This window comes from Polaromonas sp. P5_D5 (assembly GCF_054049435.1).
Genome location: NZ_JBFUMJ010000009.1, coordinates 80,946 through 103,169, shown reverse-complemented (window position 1 = coordinate 103,169; position 22,224 = coordinate 80,946). Strand labels below are relative to the sequence as shown.

The 22,224-nt window shown below is 60.3% G+C and carries 20 protein-coding genes; 6 read left to right on the top strand and 14 right to left on the bottom strand.

Annotated elements, in window-relative coordinates; genetic code table 11:
- Nucleotides 1–2,393 (bottom strand): HAMP domain-containing protein (locus ACXJKE_RS22405; RefSeq protein WP_457282794.1); only part of this gene is annotated, 2,393 nt, incomplete at its 3' end.
- Nucleotides 2,394–2,593: 200 nt separating this feature from the next.
- On the opposite strand from ACXJKE_RS22405, the gene ACXJKE_RS22400 reads away from it, so the two are divergent.
- Together ACXJKE_RS22400 and ACXJKE_RS22395 are read left to right on the top strand one after the other, a co-directional pair.
- Nucleotides 2,594–3,412: a hypothetical protein gene (locus ACXJKE_RS22400; RefSeq protein WP_457282793.1), complete on the top strand. Its 819-nt coding sequence runs from the start codon at nucleotides 2,594–2,596 to the stop codon at nucleotides 3,410–3,412.
- A 111-nt stretch (nucleotides 3,413–3,523) separates the two neighbouring features.
- Nucleotides 3,524–4,429: a hypothetical protein gene (locus ACXJKE_RS22395; protein ID WP_457282792.1), complete on the top strand. Its 906-nt coding sequence runs from the start codon at nucleotides 3,524–3,526 to the stop codon at nucleotides 4,427–4,429.
- 38 nt (nucleotides 4,430–4,467) lie between these two features.
- Here the strand turns inward: ACXJKE_RS22395 and ACXJKE_RS22390 are convergent, their stop codons facing one another.
- The 3 genes from ACXJKE_RS22390 to ACXJKE_RS22380 are packed head-to-tail and all read right to left on the bottom strand — an operon-like array spanning nucleotide 4,468 to nucleotide 5,451.
- Nucleotides 4,468–4,653, bottom strand: coding sequence for a hypothetical protein (locus ACXJKE_RS22390; RefSeq protein WP_457282791.1), 186 nt, complete (start codon nucleotides 4,651–4,653; stop codon nucleotides 4,468–4,470).
- Nucleotides 4,654–4,675: 22 nt separating this feature from the next.
- Nucleotides 4,676–5,029 (bottom strand): hypothetical protein, encoded by a 354-nt coding sequence (locus tag ACXJKE_RS22385; RefSeq protein ID WP_457282790.1) that lies wholly within the window; start codon nucleotides 5,027–5,029, stop codon nucleotides 4,676–4,678.
- An 11-nt stretch (nucleotides 5,030–5,040) separates the two neighbouring features.
- Nucleotides 5,041–5,451: a response regulator transcription factor gene (locus tag ACXJKE_RS22380; RefSeq protein ID WP_457282789.1), complete on the bottom strand. Its 411-nt coding sequence runs from the start codon at nucleotides 5,449–5,451 to the stop codon at nucleotides 5,041–5,043.
- A gap of 344 nt (nucleotides 5,452–5,795) precedes the next feature.
- Here ACXJKE_RS22380 and ACXJKE_RS22375 point away from each other — a divergent pair, with 344 nt between their 5' ends.
- On the top strand, nucleotides 5,796–6,065 hold the full coding sequence (locus ACXJKE_RS22375; RefSeq protein ID WP_457282788.1) for a hypothetical protein: 270 nt from the start codon (nucleotides 5,796–5,798) through the stop codon (nucleotides 6,063–6,065).
- Between the two features lie 108 nt (nucleotides 6,066–6,173).
- Entirely contained in the window at nucleotides 6,174–8,348 is a 2,175-nt protein-coding gene (gene katE / locus ACXJKE_RS22370) for a catalase HPII (protein ID WP_457282787.1), read from the top strand.
- Between the two features lie 15 nt (nucleotides 8,349–8,363).
- Here the strand turns inward: katE and ACXJKE_RS22365 are convergent, their stop codons facing one another.
- The 3 genes from ACXJKE_RS22365 to ACXJKE_RS22355 all read right to left on the bottom strand — a co-directional run bounded on the left by ACXJKE_RS22365 (nucleotide 8,364) and on the right by ACXJKE_RS22355 (nucleotide 13,547).
- The gene (locus ACXJKE_RS22365; RefSeq protein WP_457282796.1) at nucleotides 8,364–10,934 is read right to left on the bottom strand and encodes a penicillin acylase family protein; all 2,571 of its coding nucleotides are present in this window, start codon (nucleotides 10,932–10,934) and stop codon (nucleotides 8,364–8,366) included.
- Nucleotides 10,935–11,032: 98 nt separating this feature from the next.
- On the bottom strand, nucleotides 11,033–11,965 hold the full coding sequence (locus ACXJKE_RS22360) for an FHA domain-containing protein (RefSeq protein WP_457282786.1): 933 nt from the start codon (nucleotides 11,963–11,965) through the stop codon (nucleotides 11,033–11,035).
- A gap of 142 nt (nucleotides 11,966–12,107) precedes the next feature.
- Nucleotides 12,108–13,547 carry an aldehyde dehydrogenase family protein gene (locus ACXJKE_RS22355; protein ID WP_457282785.1) on the bottom strand — a complete coding sequence of 480 codons (1,440 nt, stop codon included), beginning with the start codon at nucleotides 13,545–13,547 and terminating at the stop codon, nucleotides 12,108–12,110.
- Between the two features lie 282 nt (nucleotides 13,548–13,829).
- Here ACXJKE_RS22355 and ACXJKE_RS22350 point away from each other — a divergent pair, with 282 nt between their 5' ends.
- On the top strand, nucleotides 13,830–14,171 hold the full coding sequence (locus ACXJKE_RS22350; RefSeq protein ID WP_457282784.1) for a hypothetical protein: 342 nt from the start codon (nucleotides 13,830–13,832) through the stop codon (nucleotides 14,169–14,171).
- A 158-nt stretch (nucleotides 14,172–14,329) separates the two neighbouring features.
- On the opposite strand, the gene ACXJKE_RS22345 is transcribed toward ACXJKE_RS22350, so the two are convergent.
- The gene (locus ACXJKE_RS22345) at nucleotides 14,330–15,274 is read right to left on the bottom strand and encodes an LD-carboxypeptidase (RefSeq protein WP_457282783.1); all 945 of its coding nucleotides are present in this window, start codon (nucleotides 15,272–15,274) and stop codon (nucleotides 14,330–14,332) included.
- A gap of 77 nt (nucleotides 15,275–15,351) precedes the next feature.
- On the opposite strand from ACXJKE_RS22345, the gene ACXJKE_RS22340 reads away from it, so the two are divergent.
- Nucleotides 15,352–15,960: a trimeric intracellular cation channel family protein gene (locus ACXJKE_RS22340; protein ID WP_457282782.1), complete on the top strand. Its 609-nt coding sequence runs from the start codon at nucleotides 15,352–15,354 to the stop codon at nucleotides 15,958–15,960.
- Here the strand turns inward: ACXJKE_RS22340 and tadA are convergent.
- The 6 genes from tadA to guaB form a co-directional block, all read right to left on the bottom strand.
- On the bottom strand, nucleotides 15,944–17,347 hold the full coding sequence (tadA, locus tag ACXJKE_RS22335; protein WP_457282781.1) for a tRNA adenosine(34) deaminase TadA: 1,404 nt from the start codon (nucleotides 17,345–17,347) through the stop codon (nucleotides 15,944–15,946). The genes ACXJKE_RS22340 and tadA overlap by 17 nt on opposite strands.
- 64 nt (nucleotides 17,348–17,411) lie before the next feature.
- Nucleotides 17,412–17,639, bottom strand: a complete 228-nt coding sequence (locus tag ACXJKE_RS22330) for a hypothetical protein (RefSeq protein ID WP_457282780.1) — start codon at nucleotides 17,637–17,639, stop codon at nucleotides 17,412–17,414.
- Nucleotide 17,640: 1 nt separating this feature from the next.
- Complete coding sequence (locus ACXJKE_RS22325; protein WP_457282779.1) at nucleotides 17,641–18,279, bottom strand: FMN-binding negative transcriptional regulator; 639 nt, start codon at nucleotides 18,277–18,279, stop codon at nucleotides 17,641–17,643.
- 80 nt (nucleotides 18,280–18,359) lie between these two features.
- Nucleotides 18,360–18,944, bottom strand: coding sequence for a 2'-5' RNA ligase family protein (locus tag ACXJKE_RS22320; RefSeq protein ID WP_457282778.1), 585 nt, complete (start codon nucleotides 18,942–18,944; stop codon nucleotides 18,360–18,362).
- 13 nt (nucleotides 18,945–18,957) lie between these two features.
- Nucleotides 18,958–20,577 carry a glutamine-hydrolyzing GMP synthase gene (gene guaA / locus ACXJKE_RS22315; protein WP_457282777.1) on the bottom strand — a complete coding sequence of 540 codons (1,620 nt, stop codon included), beginning with the start codon at nucleotides 20,575–20,577 and terminating at the stop codon, nucleotides 18,958–18,960.
- A 121-nt stretch (nucleotides 20,578–20,698) separates the two neighbouring features.
- A complete protein-coding gene (gene guaB / locus ACXJKE_RS22310; RefSeq protein ID WP_457282776.1) occupies nucleotides 20,699–22,168 on the bottom strand; it encodes an IMP dehydrogenase in 1,470 nt (489 codons plus the stop codon).
- Between the last annotated feature and the right edge of the window lie 56 nt (nucleotides 22,169–22,224).

Genomic DNA, 22,224 nt, shown 5'->3' with positions numbered 1-22,224 from the left:
ACCATGGTGTTGATGGTGTTCTTGAGCTCCAGAATCTCGCCCTTCACGTCCACCGTGATCTTCTTGGAAAGGTCACCGGCCGCCACGGCGGTCGTCACCTCGGCAATGTTCCGCACCTGTGCCGTCAGGTTGGAGCCCATGGAGTTGACCGAATCGGTCAAATCCTTCCAGGTACCGGCCACTCCCTGCACGTCGGCCTGCCCGCCCAGTTTGCCTTCGGTGCCCACTTCTCGTGCCACCCGCGTCACCTCCGAGGCAAACGATCGCAACTGATCCACCATGGTGTTGATGGTGTTCTTGAGCTCCAGAATCTCGCCCTTCACGTCCACCGTGATCTTCTTGGAAAGGTCACCGGCCGCCACGGCGGTCGTCACCTCGGCAATGTTCCGCACCTGTGCCGTCAGGTTGGAGCCCATGGAGTTGACCGAATCGGTCAAATCCTTCCAGGTGCCGGCCACGCCCTGCACGTCGGCCTGCCCGCCCAGCTTGCCCTCAGTACCCACCTCGCGCGCCACACGCGTCACCTCCGAGGCAAACGATCGCAACTGATCCACCATGGTGTTGATGGTGTTCTTGAGCTCCAGAATCTCGCCCTTCACGTCCACCGTGATCTTTTTGGAGAGGTCGCCCGCCGCCACAGCCTTGGTCACCTCGGCGATGTTGCGCACCTGGCCGGTCAGGTTGGAGCCCATGGAGTTGACCGAGTCGGTCAAATCTTTCCACGTGCCGGCTACACCTTGCACATCGGCCTGGCCGCCCAGTTTGCCTTCGGTGCCCACTTCTCGTGCCACCCGCGTCACTTCAGACGCAAAAGACGAGAGCTGGTCCACCATGGTGTTGATGGTGTTCTTGAGCTCCAGAATCTCGCCCTTCACGTCCACCGTGATCTTCTTCGAAAGATCACCGGCCGCCACAGCCGTCGTCACCTCGGCAATGTTGCGCACCTGGCCGGTCAGGTTGGAGCCCATGGAGTTGACCGAGTCGGTCAAATCTTTCCACGTGCCGGCTACACCTTGCACGTCGGCCTGCCCGCCCAGCTTGCCCTCAGTACCCACCTCGCGCGCCACACGTGTCACTTCAGACGCAAAAGACGAGAGCTGGTCCACCATGGTGTTGATGGTGTTCTTGAGCTCCAGAATTTCGCCCTTCACGTCCACCGTGATCTTCTTGGAGAGGTCACCGGCGGCCACAGCTTTGGTCACGTCGGCGATGTTTCGCACCTGTGATGTCAGGTTACCGGCCATGAAGTTCACGTTGTCGGTCAGATCCTTCCAGGTACCGGCCACKCCCTGCACGTCGGCCTGCCCGCCCAGCTTGCCCTCAGTACCCACCTCGCGCGCCACCCGTGTCACTTCAGAGGCAAATGACCGAAGCTGATCCACCATGGTGTTGATGGTGTTCTTGAGCTCCAGAATCTCGCCCTTCACGTCCACCGTGATCTTCTTGGARAGGTCACCGGCCGCCACGGCGGTCGTCACCTCGGCAATGTTCCGCACCTGTGCCGTCAGGTTGGAGCCCATGGAGTTGACCGAATCGGTCAAGTCCTTCCAGGTGCCGGCCACGCCCTGCACGTCGGCCTGCCCGCCCAGCTTTCCTTCGGTACCCACCTCGCGCGCCACCCGCGTCACCTCGGCCGAGAAGGTTCCGAGCTGCTCCACCATCTTGTTGATGATCATGGCCGTACGCAGGAACTCACCTTCCAGCGCCTTGCCTTCTGCTTCGAGGGCCATGCTCTTGGACAGATCGCCCTGGGCGACGGCACCAATCACACGCGCCACCTCGCTGGTCGGATGAACCAGATCCGCTATCAGGGAATTGATGGATTCGGCAGAGTCGCGCCAAAAGCCGGAGGCATCGGGCACAAATGCGCGCTCTTTCAGGCGGCCCTCCTTTCCGACCACCCGGCTCAATCGCTCCAGCTCCCGCGCCATCCGGACATTCTCGGAAACCACATCGTTAAATGCATCTGCAACCTTGCCCGGTACACCCGTCCAGTCCTGCGGCAACGACGCATGCACATCGCCCTTCTTAAGGTCGGTCAACGCTGCGAGAATAATTTTTGTCTGATCCGCTGCCGTATCGGCGTCATCAAGCACGGTATTAATCGCGACAGCATTTTCCAGCCAGAAGCCGGATAATTTTTCTTCCGGCAGACGGCGACTCACTCGCGCCGTAGAGCGGGATTTGGCAGCAAGTCCCTTGCAGCGGCTGGTGGTCGCCGCCGTCATAGCCGACAGCTGATTGAATTCAGCGGCGATCTTTCCGTAGACGCCTTCCCACTCCGTCGGCAGTGTGACTGCGAGTTCGCCCCGCCGTAGTGCGCTGAGGGATTTGAGAATGAACTTGAGTTCGGTGTCGCGCTCCACCACGGCCAGCTTGGCTAGTGCCTCCATATCATTCATCCTGTATTGAAGGTAACGTTTTGTAGAAACGGCTGACGAGATTACTCGCGAACATTCAGAATGACAACACAAAGCCCTCACTATTTACCGAAGGGCGCGGCAATCTGCAGCATGCCTGTCACAACCTTTCATCTGTAGGTTTTGGCTTACATACCCCTCCGTTCTAACGCTGTATATTTTGAAGTTACGCCTTGAAAATATCGCAGCAAGATGTATTCAAAAAGCGGCGCGGCCCTGCAGCCAACCCTGCAGTTTTCTGGAGCATTTTCGACGGCACGATCACCATGAATGTTCAATTCCACAGCACATCAATCCAGGAAACGGCATTGGAAAGATGCGTGACGGAGGCGGCGCAATACGCACTCCTGCGGCGGCTCGCTCCCGTGATCCGTCACAATATGGCGGGTACGCTGCAACCGATTGCCATGGTTGCGGCCATGCTGGAAAGGCGACTCCAAAAAACAGACACAGATCCGGAAACGCTGCTGCGAAATGCACGCGACATCGTGGCGCTGTCCAAAGAGGCAGCTGCATCCTGTGTTGATTTGATGGGCTGGCTTGCCCCCCGGGAAAACAAGTCAGTCAAAGCCGGAAAAGGCATTGCGGAGTGTCTGGGCATGGTGGCAACCCAGCTCTCGTTCAAGGGCATTTCCATTGTCGACAACACCAGCCAGGTCGATGTCGAGCTGTCCCAGTCGGCGCTGCGCAATGTGTTAACTGCCGCGATCATTACCCTGACCGACACGGCCACCGGACCCAGGGCACTGCTCATGGAAACTGAATTCACCGATGGTTTCTTTTCCGTTCAGGCTTCATTGAATGAGCCGAATGCGTCCGCGCCTGCGCGGGTGCCTGAGAAGTCGTCGTATCGGCAACTTGAATGGCATGACCTGGAAGCATTGGCGCTGCGGGAAGCCGTGCGTCTGACTCGTACGGAAAATCGGATTGCGCTGCTATTTGAAACATCCCCAACAACGCCGGACAGGCTGGCCGAAGTGGCACAAGCCTGACCAAATCCTTTTGGGCTCCCGCTTCCTCCCTTCCTCCTTCTTTTCGGCGATAAATGTAGGACGATGGAGCATATGACCCAATTGCCTGTTTTCCACTGGCACACTGAGACCATGAGCAGCTTTCAAACCCTCGTGGTCGCCTGTTGCCTGGCATTCGGCACATCCCTGCTGCCGGTTGCCGCGCAAGCGCAGCAAGCTCCAGTTGTTTCGGCGGAACCCCACGCCGCTGCCCTGCTCGAAAAGCACATGGCGTTGGCAGGACAGCTGGCGCAGAACGCCTACCACAGGCCGCTTTTTCTGGAGTCTTCAGAAGGCACCAACACGGTCAGTGGAAGTGCATATGCTGTACTGAATTCCCCTTTCAATACGGTTAGCGCCACGTTCAAAAGTCCCAATCGCTGGTGCGAAATGCTGATGCTCCACATCAACACCAAATACTGCCACGCCAGTTCGGACAGCAGCCCCAGCACTCTGAAAATGAACATCGGCAAAAAAACCGCGCAGCAGCTGGAGGACGCATTCGCGTTGCAATTCAACTATCGGCTGACCGCCAGTTCTTCCGACTATCTGGGTGCCCAACTCAACGCCGACAAAGGTCCGCTGGGAACCAGCAACTACCGAATCGAATTGCAGGCAGTTGCACTACCTGGTGGAAAAACCTTCATCCATTTGGGTTATTCCTATGGCTACGGCATCACCAGCCGCCTGGCCATGCAGGGCTACCTTGCCACCGTGGGCAATGGAAAAGTGGGATTCACCCAAATACGGCAAGACCAGAACATGACACATGTAGGCGGAATGCGCGGCGCGGTAGAGCGCAACACCATGCGTTACTACCTGGCGATCGAAGCCTACCTCGCCGCTGTGGACAAACCAGCCGCGCAGCAACTTGAAGCGCGCATGCTGCATTGGTTTGATGCCACGGAACAGTACGCACGGCAGCTTCATGAGGTAGACAAGAACACTTATCTCACCATGAAAAGGGCTGAGTACCAGCGGCAGCAGGCCGCCCTGTAAGCTATTGCGCTGAGTGCCCGCGCGAGCTGGAGCTGTGTTTAAACCGCCTGCGGTGGCACGTTTGTCGCCGGCTCGCGGATCGGTAGCGTCGGCTCCAGCGGTGGATCATTGACCTCAGGGGGCGTGCCTGGCGCAGGAGGAATAATCACCGGCGGCACCTCGGTGGGAACATGGATGCCAGGGGTGCCGGGACTGGGTTCCGGAACGGGAACATGAAGTCGCATAGGATGCTCCGGGGCCAGGGAGTTATCTGATCCAGCGTGGCAAGTGCGAACCGGCGCGGCGACGCAACTGTGATCGCAGCATGATCATGGCCAAGGCGCCGGCGGCGGCGGCCATCAATGCCGAACGGCACGGGTATTCCGCGACCTGGGTTCGAAAAGAACCCATAAGAGGGGCCCGCTTGTCGCCGGCCCGGACTGCCGGCGGCCGGGTCACCTGGGCGTCGGACGGAAAACCGCCTGTTCCATGGACTTGCTCCGCCAATACTGCCTCTTCGGCGGACGGAAAAATATCTTCCGACAACTTGCGTTGACCTGCACCGGAACGGTAAACAGGGTCCTCTGTGGACTGGCCGGTTAACACTGCAGATTCGTTCATGCCGTCCTCCTTCAGGCTCGCTGGAGCGCGGATTCGTCATTCGCAACCTGGTCCAGTTTTTGGCTTTGAGTCACGCAGTAAGCAAGCAGGCAGTCAATTTCAGTCGATTTGTCAAATACCGCATCGACACCCAACTCCGCACAGCGCCTGCGCATTTCGGGTGTTGCGTAGTTACTGAATACCACTATTTTTTGAAGCGGCCTGCGGGCGCGGCAAGCCTGCAACACCCCGAGACCGCTACCTTTCTTGAGAAAGAGGTCGACGATGGCCAGATCCCATTGCGCGTCGTTGCGCGTCAACCACTCTGCCCCCTGCTCTTCAGAATCAGACGTGCCAACCGCTTCCACCGGAGCGAGTTCTTCCAGCGTACTGATCAGGTTTTCGCGGATGGTCGGGTTGTCCTCTACGACATAGGTTTTCATTTTTGGCAACGTCATCGGCGTATCCCCGTCTGTAACTGGGCATGGATGTCTTTCATGGCTGCAAATTTAAGCGAAGCGTCTTCCGGTTTCTGCCGGAGGGACGAGCATGCCCGTGTAGGAGAAAAGGCCAGCGCGCCGCCAAAGGCGCCTGAAACCTGACGTCCACATGAACACTTTGCACACGCTAAAACGGTAAGCCATGTCTTACGCAAGGAGAAGAAAGGCCTTACAGGGTGCACCGGCATCCGGCTACCGGATATGGATCTGCCGGCCCGTATGGTCTATGCACCAGACAACGACACCGGGACACAACCGGTGGAGCGCAAACCACACGGGGAATCACCATGAAACTGATGGGCGGACTTTTGGCAGGCATGGCAGCAGGATTGCTCACCGCCTGGCGAATTCATGCAAGCCCCCGGGATATCGACCTCGTCCATGCATTTCTCACCGCGCTTGTCTGCGCAGCAAGCCTGTTTTTGTGTTCAATGCTGTTGCCCGATGGCCTTGCCGACGCACTTCAGGAACTCATGGGCTGGTGCCTGGCCGGCACCGTTGCCGCACTGGCACTGCTGGCCTGCGTGAAGGGGCTGGAAGGTTTACTCGATACGTGACGGCCATATTTGCGCCGGCCAAACCGCCGGCCCGCCTGCGACAGAAAGCTCCAGGTGCACTCTCATTTCACCGCCCCCGACGCCCTCTTTTAAGAAGAAAGATTTTTCATGCCGCCATCCAAGCGCAACGCTATCAACCCTGGCCGAAATGCGGAAGGTGCAAAAGACAAAAAGTCGCAGCTTGAGGGGTTCTCCACCGGCCCGGCCGCGGCCCTGACCACCAACCAGGGCCTGCAGATTCCGGACAACCATAACTCGCTGAAGGCGGGCGTGCGCGGCCCTACCCTGCTGGAGGATTTCATCCTTCGCGAAAAAATCACCCATTTCGACCACGAACGCATTCCGGAACGCGCCGTCCATGCACGAGGCTCCGCTGCACATGGGTACTTCAAACCCTACAAGTCGATGGTGCAATACACCAGCGCTGCCTTTCTCCAGGACCCGGACGTGGAAACGCCGGTATTTGTGCGGTTTTCTACCGTGGCCGGCTCCAGGGGCTCGGCGGATACTGTGCGTGACGTGCGCGGGTTTGCCGTGAAGTTTTACACCTCCGAGGGAAATTACGACCTTGTCGGCAACAACATTCCCGTTTTCTTTATCCAGGATGCCATCAAGTTTCCGGACCTGATCCATGCGGTCAAGCCGGAGCCGCACCATGAAATGCCCCAGGCGGCCAGTGCCCACGACACGTTCTGGGATTTTGCTTCGCTGATGCCTGAAACTACACACATGCTGATGTGGGCCATGTCAGACCGCGCCATACCGCGCAGCCTCCGCATGATGGAGGGCTTCGGTGTCCATGCATTCCGTTTTATCAATGCCCGCGGCGATTCGCACTTTGTGAAGTTTCACTGGAAACCCAAGCTCGGCATTCACGGACTGGCATGGGATGAAGCCCAGAAGATTGCCGGCAAAGACGCTGACTTTCACCGGCGCGACCTGTGGGAGGCTATCGAAAGCGGCAATTTTCCCGAATGGGAACTGGGCGTTCAAATCGTGGACGAAGGCAAGGAGGACGAGCTGGGGTTCGACATCCTGGACCCGACCAAACTGATTCCGGAAGAACAGGTGCCCGTGCAGATCATCGGGAAGATGGTGTTGAACCGTAATCCCGACAATTTCTTTGCTGAAACCGAGCAGGTGGCATTCCACCCCGGCCACCTGGTGCCGGGCATCGATTTTTCCAATGACCCTCTGCTGCAGGGCCGCCTTTTTTCCTATACGGACACGCAGCTGTCACGCCTGGGCGGCGCCAATTTCCACGAGATTCCGATCAACCGCGCCGTCTGCCCGATGCACAACTTCCAGCGGGACGGCATGCACCGCCAGGCGATCAGCAAAGGACGGGTAGCGTATGAGCCCAATACGCTGGGCAATGGGACAGAGTTCAGGATCGATGGCGGAGCGCATGGCTTCCAGTCATACCCAGAACAGGTAGAGCCACCCAAAATAAGGCGCCGCAGCCCTTCATTCGACGACCATTTCTCCCAGGCGGCACTGTTCTGGAACAGCCAGAGCGCGGTGGAAAAAGACCATATCGTTGCGGCATTCCGGTTTGAGCTCTCCAAGGTGGAGGTCCCTGAAATACGCCAGCGCATGGTGGACAACCTGGCCCATGTGGACCTGAAACTGGCAACCCGTGTGGCAACCCCGCTGGGCATCAATCCGCCGGATCCCAAGGCTGCATCCGGCCGGCTGGGTTTCCGGGACTACCGCATCACCAGCAAGATCGAGGAAGACCCGGCATTGCGCATGGTGGGCCGCACCGGCGGCAGCGTCAAGACACGCAAAGTGGCCATCCTGGTAGCGGACGGCGTCGAAGCCGCAGCCCTCAAGCGCATCCAGCAAGACCTCCTGGACGCCGGTGCGCTGTGCAAACTCGTCGCGCCGCACCTGGGCACGGTCAGCACCTCGTCCGGCCGGCAGCTTGCGGTGGACCATACTTTCACGAATATGCCCTCCGTGATGTTCGACGCGGTGCTAATCCCCGGGGGAGGCGACAGCATAGGCACCCTGGCCGCCATGGGCGAAGCTGTGCATTTCGTGCTGGAGGCCTACAAGCATTGCAAAACGATTTGCGCCATCAACGACGGCGCCCAGCTGTTAAGCACCCTGGGTTTCAGTCTGGGCAAAGACCCGGAGCTGATTCACGTGCCGACGCCGGGAGTCCTGATAGCCGATGCACGCAAAGTGACTGAGGGGCAGGTTTCCCAAGACTTCATGACAGCCATCGCCCAGCATCGCCACTGGGACCGGCTGAATGTCGACGCCATCCCGGCGTGAGACTTCGAAGCCCGTTCAGGGACTCAGCGTGAGCCGGTGCACGTAGGTTGACGGGTTCATCTGCAACGGCCGGTATTGCACTGCGGCCCAGCGGTCCTTCATGTCGCGATAGCGCCCGGAAAACACCAGGCCGCTTTGCCCCGTCTGGTAAATGAAGCGTGAGTTCTCCAGGTCTGCGAGGTCATACACGGCCCGCAAAGAAGCGGCCTGCCTGTTGGCGAAAGGCGTCGCGTCCCCGGTCGCCCAGTACTGCCCCACGTTGACGGTAAAGGTATCGCCACCGGTGGGAACGCGGACATCAAAGAACTTAGCGAGCCAGGGCACGTTGCCAAATGGCTTGTGGGCAGACAGCGCGAAGTGCGCCCTGCCCCAGCTCCAGGCCTCTACGTCGTTCCCATAGGCTGCCTGGAGGCGATCCAGCGCCCGGTTCAGCGCAGCAGCAGACTGCGCCGCACAACCAGCGGTGCCGCACCATCCGGTGTCGTTACTCTCGAGAATGTCTTCCAGCGTGCTCCTGAAATGGCGCTTGCCGTAAAGGGCCTTGAACGTGGGCTCACCCAGTTTTGCACCGATGGTGCCCCGTGTCAGCTCGTCTACCCAGGCGGCAAACACCAGAGGTTCCGCCTGGTCGGCGCGCATGGTCCCGTCAAATCCCGCCATCTTGCGGCGTACTGCTTCTGCCAACGGATGGGCGGAAGACTGCGACAGCGTTTCCTGCAGGAAAGGCAAGAGCCGCACCGTGGCCGCCGAGTACTGGTCACCCTGTATTTTTTGCATGGACTCCATGGTGTGCCTGGGTGTGGCAGCCAGCAACTGTTCAATGCGGTTGTAGCGGTAAGGCACGGTCCAGTCCTGCCCGATGAAGAAGGGATAAGCAGGTGGCGTAATGCGCTGGTTCGCCGTAGACCACCAGCCCTTGGCCTCAATCGCCGGATTGGCGGCCTCGGGCGTCTGCGCATAAGGCACCCAGCCTGCCCAGTCGTAGCGCGCCTCCCACCCGGGGGACGGCGCGGTCCCGAGGATGTCGTTATCGGGTTTTCGCAGCGGTACCTTGCCGACCGCCTTGAAACCGGTTTGGCCGAAGACATCCGCGGTCACGACGTTTTGCATGGGCGAGTGATAGGCCGAAAATGCCGCAARCAACTCCTGGGCAGACTGTGCCCGGTTAGCGCGCAGGCCTGCCAGCACGGTCTGGTTGTCGGCATCCAGGGCACTCCAGCGCAACGCGATCACATATTTGCGGATATCAAGCAGGTCGGCGTGCGACTTCTGGACATCGCTGAGAACGGGGCCGTGGCGGCTTTCTCGCACATTGAGCACCACATCGGGTTGACCCTTCACCTTGATCGTCTCGCTACGAACCTTGAAGTCCTCCCAGGCCGTGTCGGCGTTTGCGCCGCCAGCATGGGGTACGCGGTACTGCTGCGCATTGGCAGGATTAATCTGCTCCAGGTACAAATCCTGCACATCCGGGGCGGTGTTGGTGAAGCCCCAGGCCACCTTCCCGGTATGCCCCATCACCACAAAGGGCAAGCCGGGCAATGTCGCGCCGATCACGTCCAGCGCCGGCGCGCTACCGCCGTTCGCTGTCTTGCCTTCGGATGCCTGCAGCCGCGCGAAATACCAGACAGCCGGCGCAGACAGCCCCAGATGCGGGTCGTTGGCGAGCAGCGGCTTGCCGCTGTCGGTGTGGGAGCCCGCCACCACCCAGTTATTGGAGCCTTTGCCCCCTACGTTACCGAGTGCCAAGGCCCAATCGTTGATGTTCGAAGCCAGGGCTGCGACGTCCAGTGGTCGATTTTCAGCCTCAAATAGCCTCCTAGACCTTGACTGACGGGCGCTGGAAGCTATCTTTTTAGTAGCATCCGGGAGGTCGGACCGGTAAACGCCCAAGCCCGCATACAGCTTGGAAAAGTCCACTTTCGAGGCAGGCTGTTCGCCTGGGTAAGGCGGAAACAACTGCTGGAGTTCTGCGGGCTTCAGCAGCCGGGCCGCCGACAGGCGCGCGAACTCGGTGCCCCAGTTGCCGCCGAGGTCCAGCGCCATCATCAGCGACCATGCGACGCTGTCAGTGGGAGACCAGGCTTTGCCGGAAAGGCCTCCAGGTTTGACGCCCACGATATGGAACTCGGGAGACAGCGCCTGCGAAGAGCCTTGATAAAAAGCATTGATGCCGTCGCTGTAGGCCTGCATCGCATCGCGCCCCTCGGCCGGAAGGTTCTGCCATTGGCGCTCGGCGGCCTGCACAACACCCAGGGTGCGCAGCAACTTGTCGGTGTCAAGTGTGGCCGGGCCAAACACCTCGGACAGCTCACCGTGCATAACCCGCCGGTTGAACTCCAGCTGCCAGCCACGCTCCTGTGCATGGACATAACCAAGGGCAAACCAGGCGTCGTGGGGCGACTGGGCCTTGATGTGGGTGACATCCGCGGTGTCACGGGCAACCGATACGGGGCCACGCAAGCCCGCGGTCTGGAGTTCACCGTCGAGTGTCGGGAAGGTCCGGTAAATATAGAAACCCGCCACGGTGGTTGCGATCAGCAGCAACACCAGCAGCGCAGCAGAAATGCGTTTGAACCAGACCATCATGTTCCATCGGGTGATACGGATAGCGCAGCCAGGTGCCCATGGCGATGAGCAGTTGGCATGCCAGGCAGAATCTGGTCGGCCCTGCCGGAAAGACGCTATTTTGTTTGAAGATGGACTTTGCCGTCAGCAAACTTGAAACTGACGGTAGGCACCGTGAAGTCTTCAAAGGGAGCGCCCAGAGCAATCTCACCCTCTTGCAGCAACACACATTCCTGTCGGCGCAATGCCACGACAGCTGCGCTGTCGGAAAATCGCACCCAGGTGCCGTAACTGCTGACATCTTCAAGGTAAAACTTGCCGGCACGCCATTCAATTCTGGCGTGCCTGCGGGAAACGCGCGGATCTTGAACCACAAATTGCGCGTCGTGGTCTCGCCCCAGGAAAATCGGCAGCTCACCCGAGGCGAACTCGGTATTGATGTCCAGCCAGCACAACTCGATCGACGCCAGAGCCAGGGGCTGCGGGGCCGAGTGCGCCGTCAGGCTGGAAGGTACGGTAAATGATTCGGTCATGACTTCTGCCTGCCATTCGATGCGGTGGACCAGGCAGGCTTCGGTGCGGCCACGAATGTCCATGGCGCCAAGATTTCGGGAGCGTACGAGTGTGTCGGCTGGCAGCTTTTCGATGACGGCTTCGGTCGCGAGTATCTGGTCCGGGCCGGACAGATCGCTCAACCGGGAGGCCACATTGACGGCGTCGCCGAAGCAATCGCCGTCCTGCTCGACAATTTCACCCCGTGCCACGCCCAGCTGCAGCCGCATCTTGAGGTGCTCGGGCCAGTTCCGGATACGGTCGCGGTGAACCCGCTGCAGCTCGGTTACGGCGTCAACGGCGTCTGCGTTGTCTGGAAACACCACCAGCACACCGTCGCCCAGGTATTTCACAACGTGGCCGCGATAGGCCACGCTGACCTTGCCTATCCACTGCGTCAAACGTGTGATGGCCTGAGTTGCCTTGGCATTGCCCAGCGATTCAAAAACCCCGGTGCTTCCGGTGAGATCGGCAAAAACGACGGTGACTTCTGCCATAGGGTCTATGTAACTGCTTGTAGCTATCTTGCGCAATTAAAACATAAGCATGATTACGACAAGAAGAAATTGCGTGCCAAGACCCGCAACTGTAACTAAATGTTTTAATCTTCCATCCATCAGCAGCGTTGAACCAGGCGGCTCAAGCCACGGCGGCTTTTAGCTGAATGGCCTTGAATTCCAGAAATTCTTCAAAACCATAAACGCCGTTTTCGCGGCCATTACCCGATTGTTTGTAGCCACCAAACGGCGCCTGACCGTTGAAAGGTCCGCCATTGATATCCACCTGTCCCGTGCGCAAGCGGCGCGCCACTTTCATGGCCCGTTCGTCGGTGCCGCCCCACACCGCACCGCCAAGACCGTAAATGGTGCTATTGGCAATCGACACCGCCTCGTCCTCATCGTTGTAGGAAATAACGACCAGGACCGGGCCGAAAATTTCTTCCTGTGCCAGCGTGTCAGTTGCCTTGATCCCCAGGATGGTGGGTTGGACAAAATAGCCCTGCGCAAAATCAGGCGCCTCAGCACCGCCGGCAATCACATCCGCACCTTCTTCAATGCCGGTTCGGATAAAACCGAGGACGCGGTCACGCTGGGCTGCACTGACCAGCGGTCCGAGTTTGCTGGTTTCCACCAGGCTGGGGCCGATACTGAATTTCGCGACAGCTGCCTGTGCGAGCGCCTTGGCTTCCTCGTAGCGCCCGGCCGGCACCAGCATGCGGGTGTGGGCCGAACAGGTCTGGCCGCTGTTGAGCATGCAGGCCGATACAGTGCCTTTGACCGCAGCTTCGAAATTTGCATCTTCCAGGATGACACTGGCCGACTTCCCGCCGAGCTCGAGCGCTACCCGCTTGACCGACTGGCTGGCCAGTTCGCTCACACGTTTGCCTGCCCGGGTAGAGCCGGTAAAGCTCAGCATGTCGACTTCGGGATGCGTTGCCAGCACCTCGCCCACCACGGGGCCTACACCGTTGACCAGGTTGAACACACCGGGCGGCAGGCCGGCCTCATGAATGATTTCAGCCAGGATCATGGCGTTGACCGGGGCGATTTCGCTGGGCTTGAGCACCACGGTGCAACCTGCCGCCATGGCGGGGGCGATCTTGAGTGTGATCTGGCTGAGCGGGAAATTCCAGGGCGTGATGCACCCCACGACACCGATCGGCTCGCGTACCACGAGCGAGTTGCCGACCTGCTTTTCCCATTCGAACTGGCGGGCCACCTTGGCAAAGTTTCCCCAGTGCCATGCGGGCCCTCCTACCTGGACGGCCCGGGCCATCTTCAGGGGCATGCCCACCTCGCGCGCAATGGCCACGGCCAGGTCTTCGATGCGGGCCTTGATGCCGGCGGCCACCTTATCCAGGTAAGCAGCGCGCGTCTCGACGGGCAACGTAGACCATCCGTCAAACGCAGCCCGGGCCGCCAATACCGCAGCTTCTGCTTCCCCGACCGTACCGGACGGCACGGTTGCCATCACCTCTTCGGTACTGGAATCATGGACAGGAAGGGTCTCCGAAGACTGGGCTTTGACCCATTGTCCGTTGATGTAATGCGCGGGATAGGCGGTCATTGTGGTGTTCATGTTGGGTCTGGCTGGGGCTGAAAAGTTGAGCGAATGGTGGAAGGGTGACTTTTGTCTACAGCTGAAACTTAATGTAAGTCTAAAGATTTAAACGCTGTTCAATACCAGAATCGACTTGACATCTAGTTACTAACTCCTTGATTCATTTGTTGTTTTGCGTTAACCATTTCACACAAAACGTCTTGCAAATGAACCGCCGCAGTCTTAATCTAACAGAACAAACCGTTCCTCGGGAACGTGAACAAATACCCTACGGATGCCCGGTAGAAAGTTGTGAGACACATGCGCTGGTTAAAACCGAATCTGAAAAGCAGTTTCATGGCTTTGCTGGGCACTGGTGAAGTCACTGCTTCCGTTCTGGAAGACCGCACCGAAGAAATCCGCCAATTCATCCTGGATGAGCTTGGCGAGTTTGGTGAAAAGCACTACCCCAAGATCACGCGCCGCGTGCGCTACGCCCAAGACGTTCAAGGCCTGTGGTACACACGCGGCGACATCATGGCGGTGCTTGCTGCCATGCATGGCGAAACAGTTGCCCGCGAAAAAGTCAGCCGTATCAGCGACAAATTCAAGGGCATGCTGCCGCGCGGCCTCAGTTCCCGGTCCAGCCCCCTGACAACCTGACCTTCCAGCTTTCAGTTTTTTCGCTTTTTCCGCCTGTTTTTTCCGTTTTCTTCCTGGCCTCCAAGGCTATTTTTAAACCAGCTTCGTGCTGGTTTTTTTTTGCCCTGAACATCGCCGCCGGCAGTCAAGCTCAGCCAGGGCCAGCGTTTTAACGCCGGTTAGTGCTGGTGGCCCCAGAGCAGGAAGGCATCCCGGTCTTCTACCACCAAGGTGGTTTTGCAGCCCACCGGCAGCAGCACCTTGGTCGGCACGTGGCCGAACGGCAGGCCGGTCAACACGTGTGCCTTCACCTGCCCTTGAAGCCAGGCGATGGCGGTATCCAGCTTGAAGCCCTTGTCATTCGGCGCCAGCTTGTAGTTGGTGAACTGGCCAAAAACAATCGCCTTCTGCTGCGCCAGAATGCCGGCTTGCAACAGCTGCGTGAGCATGCGCTCCACCCGATAAGGGTGTTCGCCGACATCCTCAACAAACAGGATGCCGCCTTTGACGGCCGGCAGATAAGGCGTTCCCACCAGCGCAGACAGGATGGCGAGGTTACCACCCCAGAATACCGCGTCTTTAATGGTGAATCCGGCTCCAGCCTTTGCACCACGAGCGGAAGAAGCTATTAAATTCATAGCAGACTTGGGCAACTGCCAGCCGGTGCCTTCGCCCTGCCCCGTGATCAGGTCGTCAAAGCAGGCTTCCATGATGTCGTCAGGTGCTTCCGCGCCAAAATCATCTAACGAAGGACCTGCCCAGGTCATCGCGCCGGTTTTGGCCAGCAAGGCCATCTGAAAGGCTGTGAAGTCGCTCAGGCCCACAAAACGCGTGCCTCCGGCAGCAGCTTTGGCGACCGCCTTGTAGTTGATCTTCGGCAGGATGCGGGTGAGGCCGTAGCCGCCGCGGGAGATCAGGGCGATGTCGGCCCCACTGGCTGCCGCACGGTGAATAGAGGCAAGCCGGGTTTCGTCGTCGCCGGCAAAACGCTGATGCTGCGCCAGTGCATCGGTATCGATTTCAACTTCATGCCCCTGGGACTCGAGGCGCTTCACGCCACGCTTGAAAGCTGCTTTGTCGCGCACCGCGCTGGAAGGGGAATAGATGTAGATATGTTTTTTCACGGATGCAAGTATCCCATCCCGCGAAGACCTTCGCCCCTTCCCTGCCGCGGATAGCAGCAGGTATAAACGGGTCAACCATGTTCCTTTACCTGCTTGACCTCTTCGGCGTTGCCGTGTTTTCAGTGAGTGGCGCACTGGCGGCAGGACGCCTGCAGCTTGATTTGCTGGGCGTGCTGGTCCTGGCCTCGCTGACGGCCATCGGCGGAGGCACCCTGCGGGACTTGCTGATGAACCGGCACCCGGTGTTCTGGATGGCCGACCCCACCTACCTGCTGGTGATCTGCGCGGCGGCACTGGGCACAGTGCTTTATGTGCAGCTCCTGCCGATTCCTGCGCAGGCCCTGCTGGTGGCCGATGCCTTCGGCCTGGCCCTGTTTGCCCTTTCAGGTGCGCAGCTGGCCGAGGCAGCGCGGCTGTCGCCCATCATCGTGGTGTTGATGGGCACCATGACCGGTGTGGCCGGCGGCGTGATGCGCGACATCTGCAGCAACCAGATCCCCCTGCTGCTGCGCCAGGACATTTATGCCAGCGCGGCGATTGCCGGAATTGTGCTGTACCTGGCTCTGAAGACGCTGGGCCTGAAACCCTCCTGGGCGTTCAGTATCGGGCTGGTGGCCGTGGCAGCGCTGCGGCTGAGCGCTATCTTCCTGGGCTGGCACTTGCCGGTCTTCAAGCTGGCGGGCTGAAAAAACGCGCGGCTTGCTGCGCAATCGGCTCACCGTGCTCTTGCACAAAGTGGCCGGCCCGCGGCAGCATCACGGGCTCGCCGCAACCGCGGATCAGGGCTTGCAGTTCTTTCATAACGGGCGGGCCCAGCACCGGGTCTTGCGCACCCACCACCATCCATGTCCGGCCGGTCCAGTCGTTGTGCCAGAAGGCGCGCGCCTGGCGTGAAATGGCCGCGCCGTCAGCATCAGGAGCATCCGGCACCATGGGCGGGAACGCGCGCAGCGCGGCGCGATGCCCTTTGTCCGGGAACGGCGCGTTGTAGGCGGCGCACTCTGCGGGGCTCATCTGCAGGTTGCCGCGCGCAAAAAGGCGCGCCACATCAAACTCGGGATTTTTGGCGCACATCTCGCGCCAGGCCACAAAGCCTGCAGGCAAGGGGGCATCCCCAGTGCCCAGCAGAGTGTTCATGACCAGCAGGCCCTTGTAGCGATGCCGCGCGGCCATCGGCAGTGTCAGGCCCAGCAGGCCACCCCAGTCCTGCACCACCAGCACGACGTTTTGCAGGTCCAGCTTTTCCACCAGCTCGAGCAATATTTGCCGGTGGGCGCTGAAGCTATGAAAGCTGTCCTTCTTGGGCTTGTCACTTTTGCCAAACCCGACCATGTCCGGGGCAACAACGCGGTGCCCGGCTTGCAGCAGCGGCGGGATCATCTTGCGATAAAGATAGCTCCAGGCCGGGTTGCCGTGCAGGCACAGAAAGGTCAGGCCGCCTCCTTCGCCCTTGTTCCCACTGCCGCCTTCGTCGAGGTAATGCATGCGCAGCCCCTGCAGCGCCGGCAGGTCGCTCACATAACGGGGCTGCCAGGGGTAGCCCGGCAGGGCCTCAAACGCGACGTCGGGCGTGCGCAATGCATCGTCACGCAGCGGATGGGCCAGCCGTGATGCCTCGCGCTGCTCATCCCTGCGCCGGCGAAAAAACTCCTGCAGCAGTGCGCTGCATTCCGCAGCCAGCACCCCGCCCTGCAGGTGGGTCTGGTGGTTCAGCCGGGACTCGGAAAACAGGTCGATGACCGAGCCGGCGGCGCCGGTCTTGGGATCGGTCGCGCCGAACACCACGCGTTTGAGCCGGGCATGCAGCATGGCGCCGCTGCACATGGCGCAAGGTTCCAGCGTCACAAACAGTTCGCAATCGTCCAGCCGATAGTTACCCAGCGCCTGGGCCGCCGCACGCAACGCCACGATCTCGGCATGTGCTGTCGGGTCGTGCCCGTCCACCGGGGCGTTACGGCCCGTGGCAATGATCTCGCCACGCCGCACCACCACTGCGCCCACAGGCACTTCACCCGACCCGGCTGCCTGACGGGCCTGCGCAAGCGCCTGCTGCATGAAGATGATGTCATTCATTTGCTATTATTTTCATAGCTGCTTGCGCTCGTCCTGCAAGGGCCATGGCCTGTTTCTTATTGAATTACTTGTCGTCCTGCGACGGCCGGGGCTGCTGCATCAGGCTTTCCACGGACTGTTTGACCTGCTGCTGCACTTGCCGGCTTTGTTCTTGCGGCGTGGCGCCGCCAGAGACTGCAGGCACGCCGGCCGCCGGTGGGCCGGCCAGTTGGCTGCCCAGCTGCTTCTTGACCAGGAACCCCACGATGGCCAACACGACCAACAAGCTCACGATGCTGAACATGGCGCGCATTTCAGGCCTCCGTTGGCGTGTTGCTTGTGCCGGCCATGCCCAGGCGGGCCATCCAGTTGGCCAGGCCGCGCTCGTTTTCATTGCCGGCCGCGTAAATGGCCTTCATCGCTGCGTGGGACTCGGGCCTGTGCTGGTTGATCTTGACCTTGCATTGCAGATCGGTCACCTGCAATTCAAAGGCCACAATGCCGGCCAGCATTTTGTGGGCAAACTCTTCGCCCAGGCCGCGCCACTGCTCGGCGTAGGGTGGTTCGTGGTCGCCAATCAGCTTTTTAAGCAGGCGGTCTTTTGCCAGGGGATCTTCGATCAGCGTGGCCTGCACGGTGCAATGCACGGCCAGGTAGTTCCAGGTCGGCACCCGCGCCAGATCCGGGTAGACCTTGGGCGACAGGTAGGCATGAGGCCCGAGAAAGGTGGCCACGGCCTGCGGTCGTGCCTGCAGGTAGCGCCAGTGCGCATTGGGCTTGGCCACATGGCCCAGCAGCACCAGCTGATCGCCGCGATCTTCCAGATGCAAGGGCAAATGCGTGACATACGGAAGACCAGCGTCATCGACACTGATCAAGCTGGCAAAGGGGTGTTCCTGGATCAGCGCCGCAGCCTTTGCGCGGTCGCCTTTGAATTGGGGCGGCATGTACATGGGCTGAAGCATAGGCCAAAAAACGGATTTGGCGGCGGCTTGATCAGCCGGAAATTTCCCCGGAATCTGTTACCGCGGGCTCAGGGGCGCAATGGCCAGCGGGCCAGTGGAACGTGCAGCGTCTGGCCGATCAGGCTGCGCACAAGGATAAACTCGCCGGCCGTCCAGGTGATGGGCTCGACCACTTGTTCGGCCACCGCGCGGTCGTCATAGAGCAAAGTGACATGGGGCGTGTAGGCCGGTTTCGCCCAGCGCCCCAGCCCGGCCTTGGTCATCTCAATGCCCAGCGCCCGCTGGAACGCCATCAGGTCGGCAAGGCCAGCGTCACCGCGCAGGACAAAAGGCCGGTTGCGCGGAGAACTGGAGAAACTTGCGGCCCGGTCAAAGGTGACAGAGAACGGCTGCGATTTGACCGCAGCGGCAGCTTGGCCCGCCATATCGACAACGCCTTGGGGCAGGCCCGCGTAATCGCCCAGATGGTGGAGCGTGATGTGAAAGCGCCCGGTTTTCAGCGGTGCACCATGCAGGCCGTGTTCTGTCCGCAATTGCCGGGCACACTGCGCAATACGCTCGGCGGTCTCAGCATCAGGAAAGAGCGCGAAAAACAGCCGGTCCGTCGGCGCCGGCGTGTCATCAAAGCCGGGTAATGCGGATTGCCCGGACATGGGTCTCAGCTCCTCATTCCCACTCAATCGTAGCCGGCGGCTTGCTGCTCACGTCGTAGGTCACGCGGTTGATGCCGCGCACTTCATTAATGATGCGGCCCGAGACCTTTTTGAGCAGCGCGTAAGGCAGCTCGGCCCAGTCGGCCGTCATGAAGTCGCTGGTTTGCACCGCGCGCAGGGCCACCACGTAGTCGTAAGTCCGGCCGTCGCCCATCACGCCCACGCTTTTCACCGGCAAAAACACAGTGAAAGCCTGGCTGGTGAGGTCGTACCAGGTTTTACCCGTCGCGGCATCCTTGAAGTTGCGCAGCTCTTCGATGAAGATCGCATCGGCACGGCGCAAGAGGTCTGCATACTCCTTCTTGACTTCGCCCAGGATGCGCACGCCCAGGCCGGGGCCGGGAAATGGATGGCGGTACACCATGTCGTGCGGCAACCCGAGAGCGACGCCCAGTTCGCGGACTTCATCCTTGAACAACTCGCGCAAAGGCTCGAGAAGCTTGAGACCCAATTGCTCAGGCAGACCGCCGACGTTGTGATGGCTCTTGATGGTGACGGCTTTTTTGCTTTTGGCGCCGCCGGATTCGATCACGTCGGGGTAAATCGTGCCCTGGGCCAGCCATTTGGCGCCCTTGTGGCCGCCGGTGCCGGCCTTGAGCCGGGCCGCTTCGGCCTTGAACACCTCAACGAACTCGCGGCCGATAATCTTGCGCTTGGCTTCGGGTTCGCTGACGCCTGCCAGGTGGCCGAGGAACTGGTCGCTTGCATCGACACGGATCACGTTGGCGTGCAGCTTGCCGACAAACATCTCCATGACCATGTCGCCCTCGTTCAGGCGAAGCAGGCCGTGATCGACGAACACGCAGGTCAGTTGGTCGCCGATAGCGCGGTGGATCAGCGCCGCAGCCACTGAGGAGTCAACACCACCGGAAAGGCCCAGGATGACTTCCTCGTCACCCACTTGCGCGCGGATTTTCTCGACCGCCTCGCTGATGTAATCGCCCATGACCCAGTCCTGGCGGGTGCCGCAAATGCCCAGCACGAAGCGTTTGAGGATGGCGTTGCCCTGCTTGGTGTGCGTGACTTCGGGGTGAAATTGCACCGCGTAAAAACGGCGGTCTTCATCGGCCATGCCGGCGATGGGGCAGGAATCGGTCGAGGCCATGAGCTTGAAGCCCGGCGGCATTTCGGTGACCTTGTCGCCGTGGCTCATCCAGACGTCGAGCATGCCCTGGCCTTCGGGCGTGGTGTAGTCGGCGATATCCTTGAGCAGGGCGGTGTGGCCGCGGGCCCGCACGTCGGCGGAGCCAAACTCGCGTTTGTGGCCGCCTTCGACCTTGCCGCCCAGCTGGTGCGCCATGGCCTGCATGCCGTAGCAGATGCCCAGCACCGGCAAGCCCAATTCAAACACCGCTTGCGGCGCCTTGTCGGTGGTTTCTTCGTAGATGCTGGCGTGGCTGCCGGACAGGATGATGCCCTTGAGCGTGCCGTCTTTGGCGTATTCGCGGACCCAGTCGTCGCTGACGTCACAGGGATGAACTTCGCAAAATACATGGGCGTCGCGCACGCGGCGGGCGATCAGCTGGGTGACCTGGGAGCCGAAATCAAGAATGAGTATTTTCTGGTGCTGCATTGAATTAATCAGTCGCTGCCAACGGCCTTAAAAGAAGAATCAATTTTCCGACGGGCCGCCCCTAGGAAAATTAGCCCCCTTGGGGGGCAGCGCAGTACACGAAGTGACAAGCGTGGGGGCCCTAATCAGCCCGGTAGTTCGGCGCTTCCTTGGTAATCTGCACGTCGTGGACATGGCTTTCGCGGATGCCGGCGGAGGTGATCTCCACGAACTCGGCCTTGTCTCGCATGTCCTCGATGGTGGGGCAACCGCAGTAGCCCATGCTGGCCCGCAGACCGCCGGCCATCTGGAACACGATGGCGACCATGGAGCCCTTGTAGGGCACGCGGCCTTCAATGCCTTCGGGGACCAGCTTGTCGGCGTTCGGGTTGCCGGTGCTGGACTCCTGGAAATAACGGTCTGCGCTGCCTTGCTGCATGGCGCCAATGCTGCCCATGCCGCGGTAGCTCTTGTAGCTGCGGCCCTGGAACAGGATCACTTCACCCGGCGCTTCTTCGGTGCCGGCGAACATGCCACCCATCATCACCGTGTTGGCGCCCGCCGCGATGGCCTTGGCGATATCGCCGCTGTAGCGGATGCCGCCGTCTCCGATCAACGGAACGCCGGTGCCGCGCAAAGCCGTGGCGACGTTGTCGATGGCCATGATCTGCGGCACGCCCACACCCGCAACGATGCGGGTGGTGCAGATGCTGCCGGGGCCGATGCCGACCTTGACGCCGTCGGCGCCGGCTTCCGCCAGTGCCAGCGCCGCAGCGCCGGTGGCGATGTTGCCGCCAATCACATCAACTTTGGGGTAGTTCTGCTTGACCCAGCGGACCCGGTCGAGCACGCCTTTGCTGTGGCCGTGGGCGGTGTCCACCACAATGGCGTCGACGCCGGCTTTGACCAGCGCCTCGACGCGTTCTTCGGTACCCTCACCCACCCCGACAGCGGCACCCACGCGCAGCTTGCCGTGCAAGTCACGCGCGGCATTCGGAAAGGTGGTCTGTTTGGTGATGTCCTTGACGGTGATCAGGCCCTTGAGCTCGAAATCGTCGTTGATCAGCAGCACACGCTCGAGGCGGTGTTTGTTCAACAAGGCCTTGGCGTCGGCCAATGAAGCGGTTTCAGAAATGGTGATCAGGCGCTCGCGCGGTGTCATGATGGTGCTGACCGGCACATCCATGCGGGATTCGAAGCGCATGTCGCGCCCCGTGACGATGCCGACGACCTTGCCCCCATCAATCACGGGAAAGCCGGAAATGCCGAGTTGCTCGCTGAGTGCCATGACCTGGCGCACAGTATGCGTGGGGGTGATGACCACCGGATCGCGCAGCACACCGCTCTCGTAGCGCTTGACCTTTGCAACCTCGGCGGCCTGCTGCTGGGGCGTCAGGTTTTTGTGAACAATACCTATGCCGCCTTCCTGCGCAATGGCAATGGCAAGCCGGGCTTCGGTGACCGTATCCATCGCTGCCGACACAAGCGGCAGATTCAGGCGGATATTTCGGGAGAACTGGGTGGAAAGTGAAGTGTCCTTGGGCAGGACCTGGGAGAACGCTGGCACCAACAATACGTCGTCGAAGGTGAGCGCTTTGCCGAGTAGGCGCATAGGGATGGCTCCAAAAACACGATTGTACCCTTGTCGTCACACGCCGTCGGTACTTA

Bases quoted from the DNA above. Each gene is read 5' to 3' on its own strand.
- ACXJKE_RS22330 (WP_457282780.1), bottom strand. From the start codon at position 17,639: ATGCGCGCCATGTTCAGCATCGTGAGCTTGTTGGTCGTGTTGGCCATC.
- ACXJKE_RS22375 (WP_457282788.1), top strand. From the start codon at position 5,796: ATGAAACTGATGGGCGGACTTTTGGCAGGCATGGCAGCAGGATTGCTC.
- ACXJKE_RS22395 (WP_457282792.1), top strand. From the start codon at position 3,524: ATGAGCAGCTTTCAAACCCTCGTGGTCGCCTGTTGCCTGGCATTCGGC.
- ACXJKE_RS22380 (WP_457282789.1), bottom strand. From the start codon at position 5,451: ATGAAAACCTATGTCGTAGAGGACAACCCGACCATCCGCGAAAACCTG.
- katE (WP_457282787.1), top strand. From the start codon at position 6,174: ATGCCGCCATCCAAGCGCAACGCTATCAACCCTGGCCGAAATGCGGAA.
- ACXJKE_RS22350 (WP_457282784.1), top strand. From the start codon at position 13,830: ATGCGCTGGTTAAAACCGAATCTGAAAAGCAGTTTCATGGCTTTGCTG.
- ACXJKE_RS22325 (WP_457282779.1), bottom strand. From the start codon at position 18,279: ATGTACATGCCGCCCCAATTCAAAGGCGACCGCGCAAAGGCTGCGGCG.
- ACXJKE_RS22340 (WP_457282782.1), top strand. From the start codon at position 15,352: ATGTTCCTTTACCTGCTTGACCTCTTCGGCGTTGCCGTGTTTTCAGTG.
- ACXJKE_RS22355 (WP_457282785.1), bottom strand. From the start codon at position 13,547: ATGAACACCACAATGACCGCCTATCCCGCGCATTACATCAACGGACAA.
- ACXJKE_RS22320 (WP_457282778.1), bottom strand. From the start codon at position 18,944: ATGTCCGGGCAATCCGCATTACCCGGCTTTGATGACACGCCGGCGCCG.
- ACXJKE_RS22385 (WP_457282790.1), bottom strand. From the start codon at position 5,029: ATGAACGAATCTGCAGTGTTAACCGGCCAGTCCACAGAGGACCCTGTT.
- guaB (WP_457282776.1), bottom strand. From the start codon at position 22,168: ATGCGCCTACTCGGCAAAGCGCTCACCTTCGACGACGTATTGTTGGTG.
- ACXJKE_RS22390 (WP_457282791.1), bottom strand. From the start codon at position 4,653: ATGCGACTTCATGTTCCCGTTCCGGAACCCAGTCCCGGCACCCCTGGC.
- ACXJKE_RS22360 (WP_457282786.1), bottom strand. From the start codon at position 11,965: ATGGCAGAAGTCACCGTCGTTTTTGCCGATCTCACCGGAAGCACCGGG.
- guaA (WP_457282777.1), bottom strand. From the start codon at position 20,577: ATGCAGCACCAGAAAATACTCATTCTTGATTTCGGCTCCCAGGTCACC.
- tadA (WP_457282781.1), bottom strand. From the start codon at position 17,347: ATGAATGACATCATCTTCATGCAGCAGGCGCTTGCGCAGGCCCGTCAG.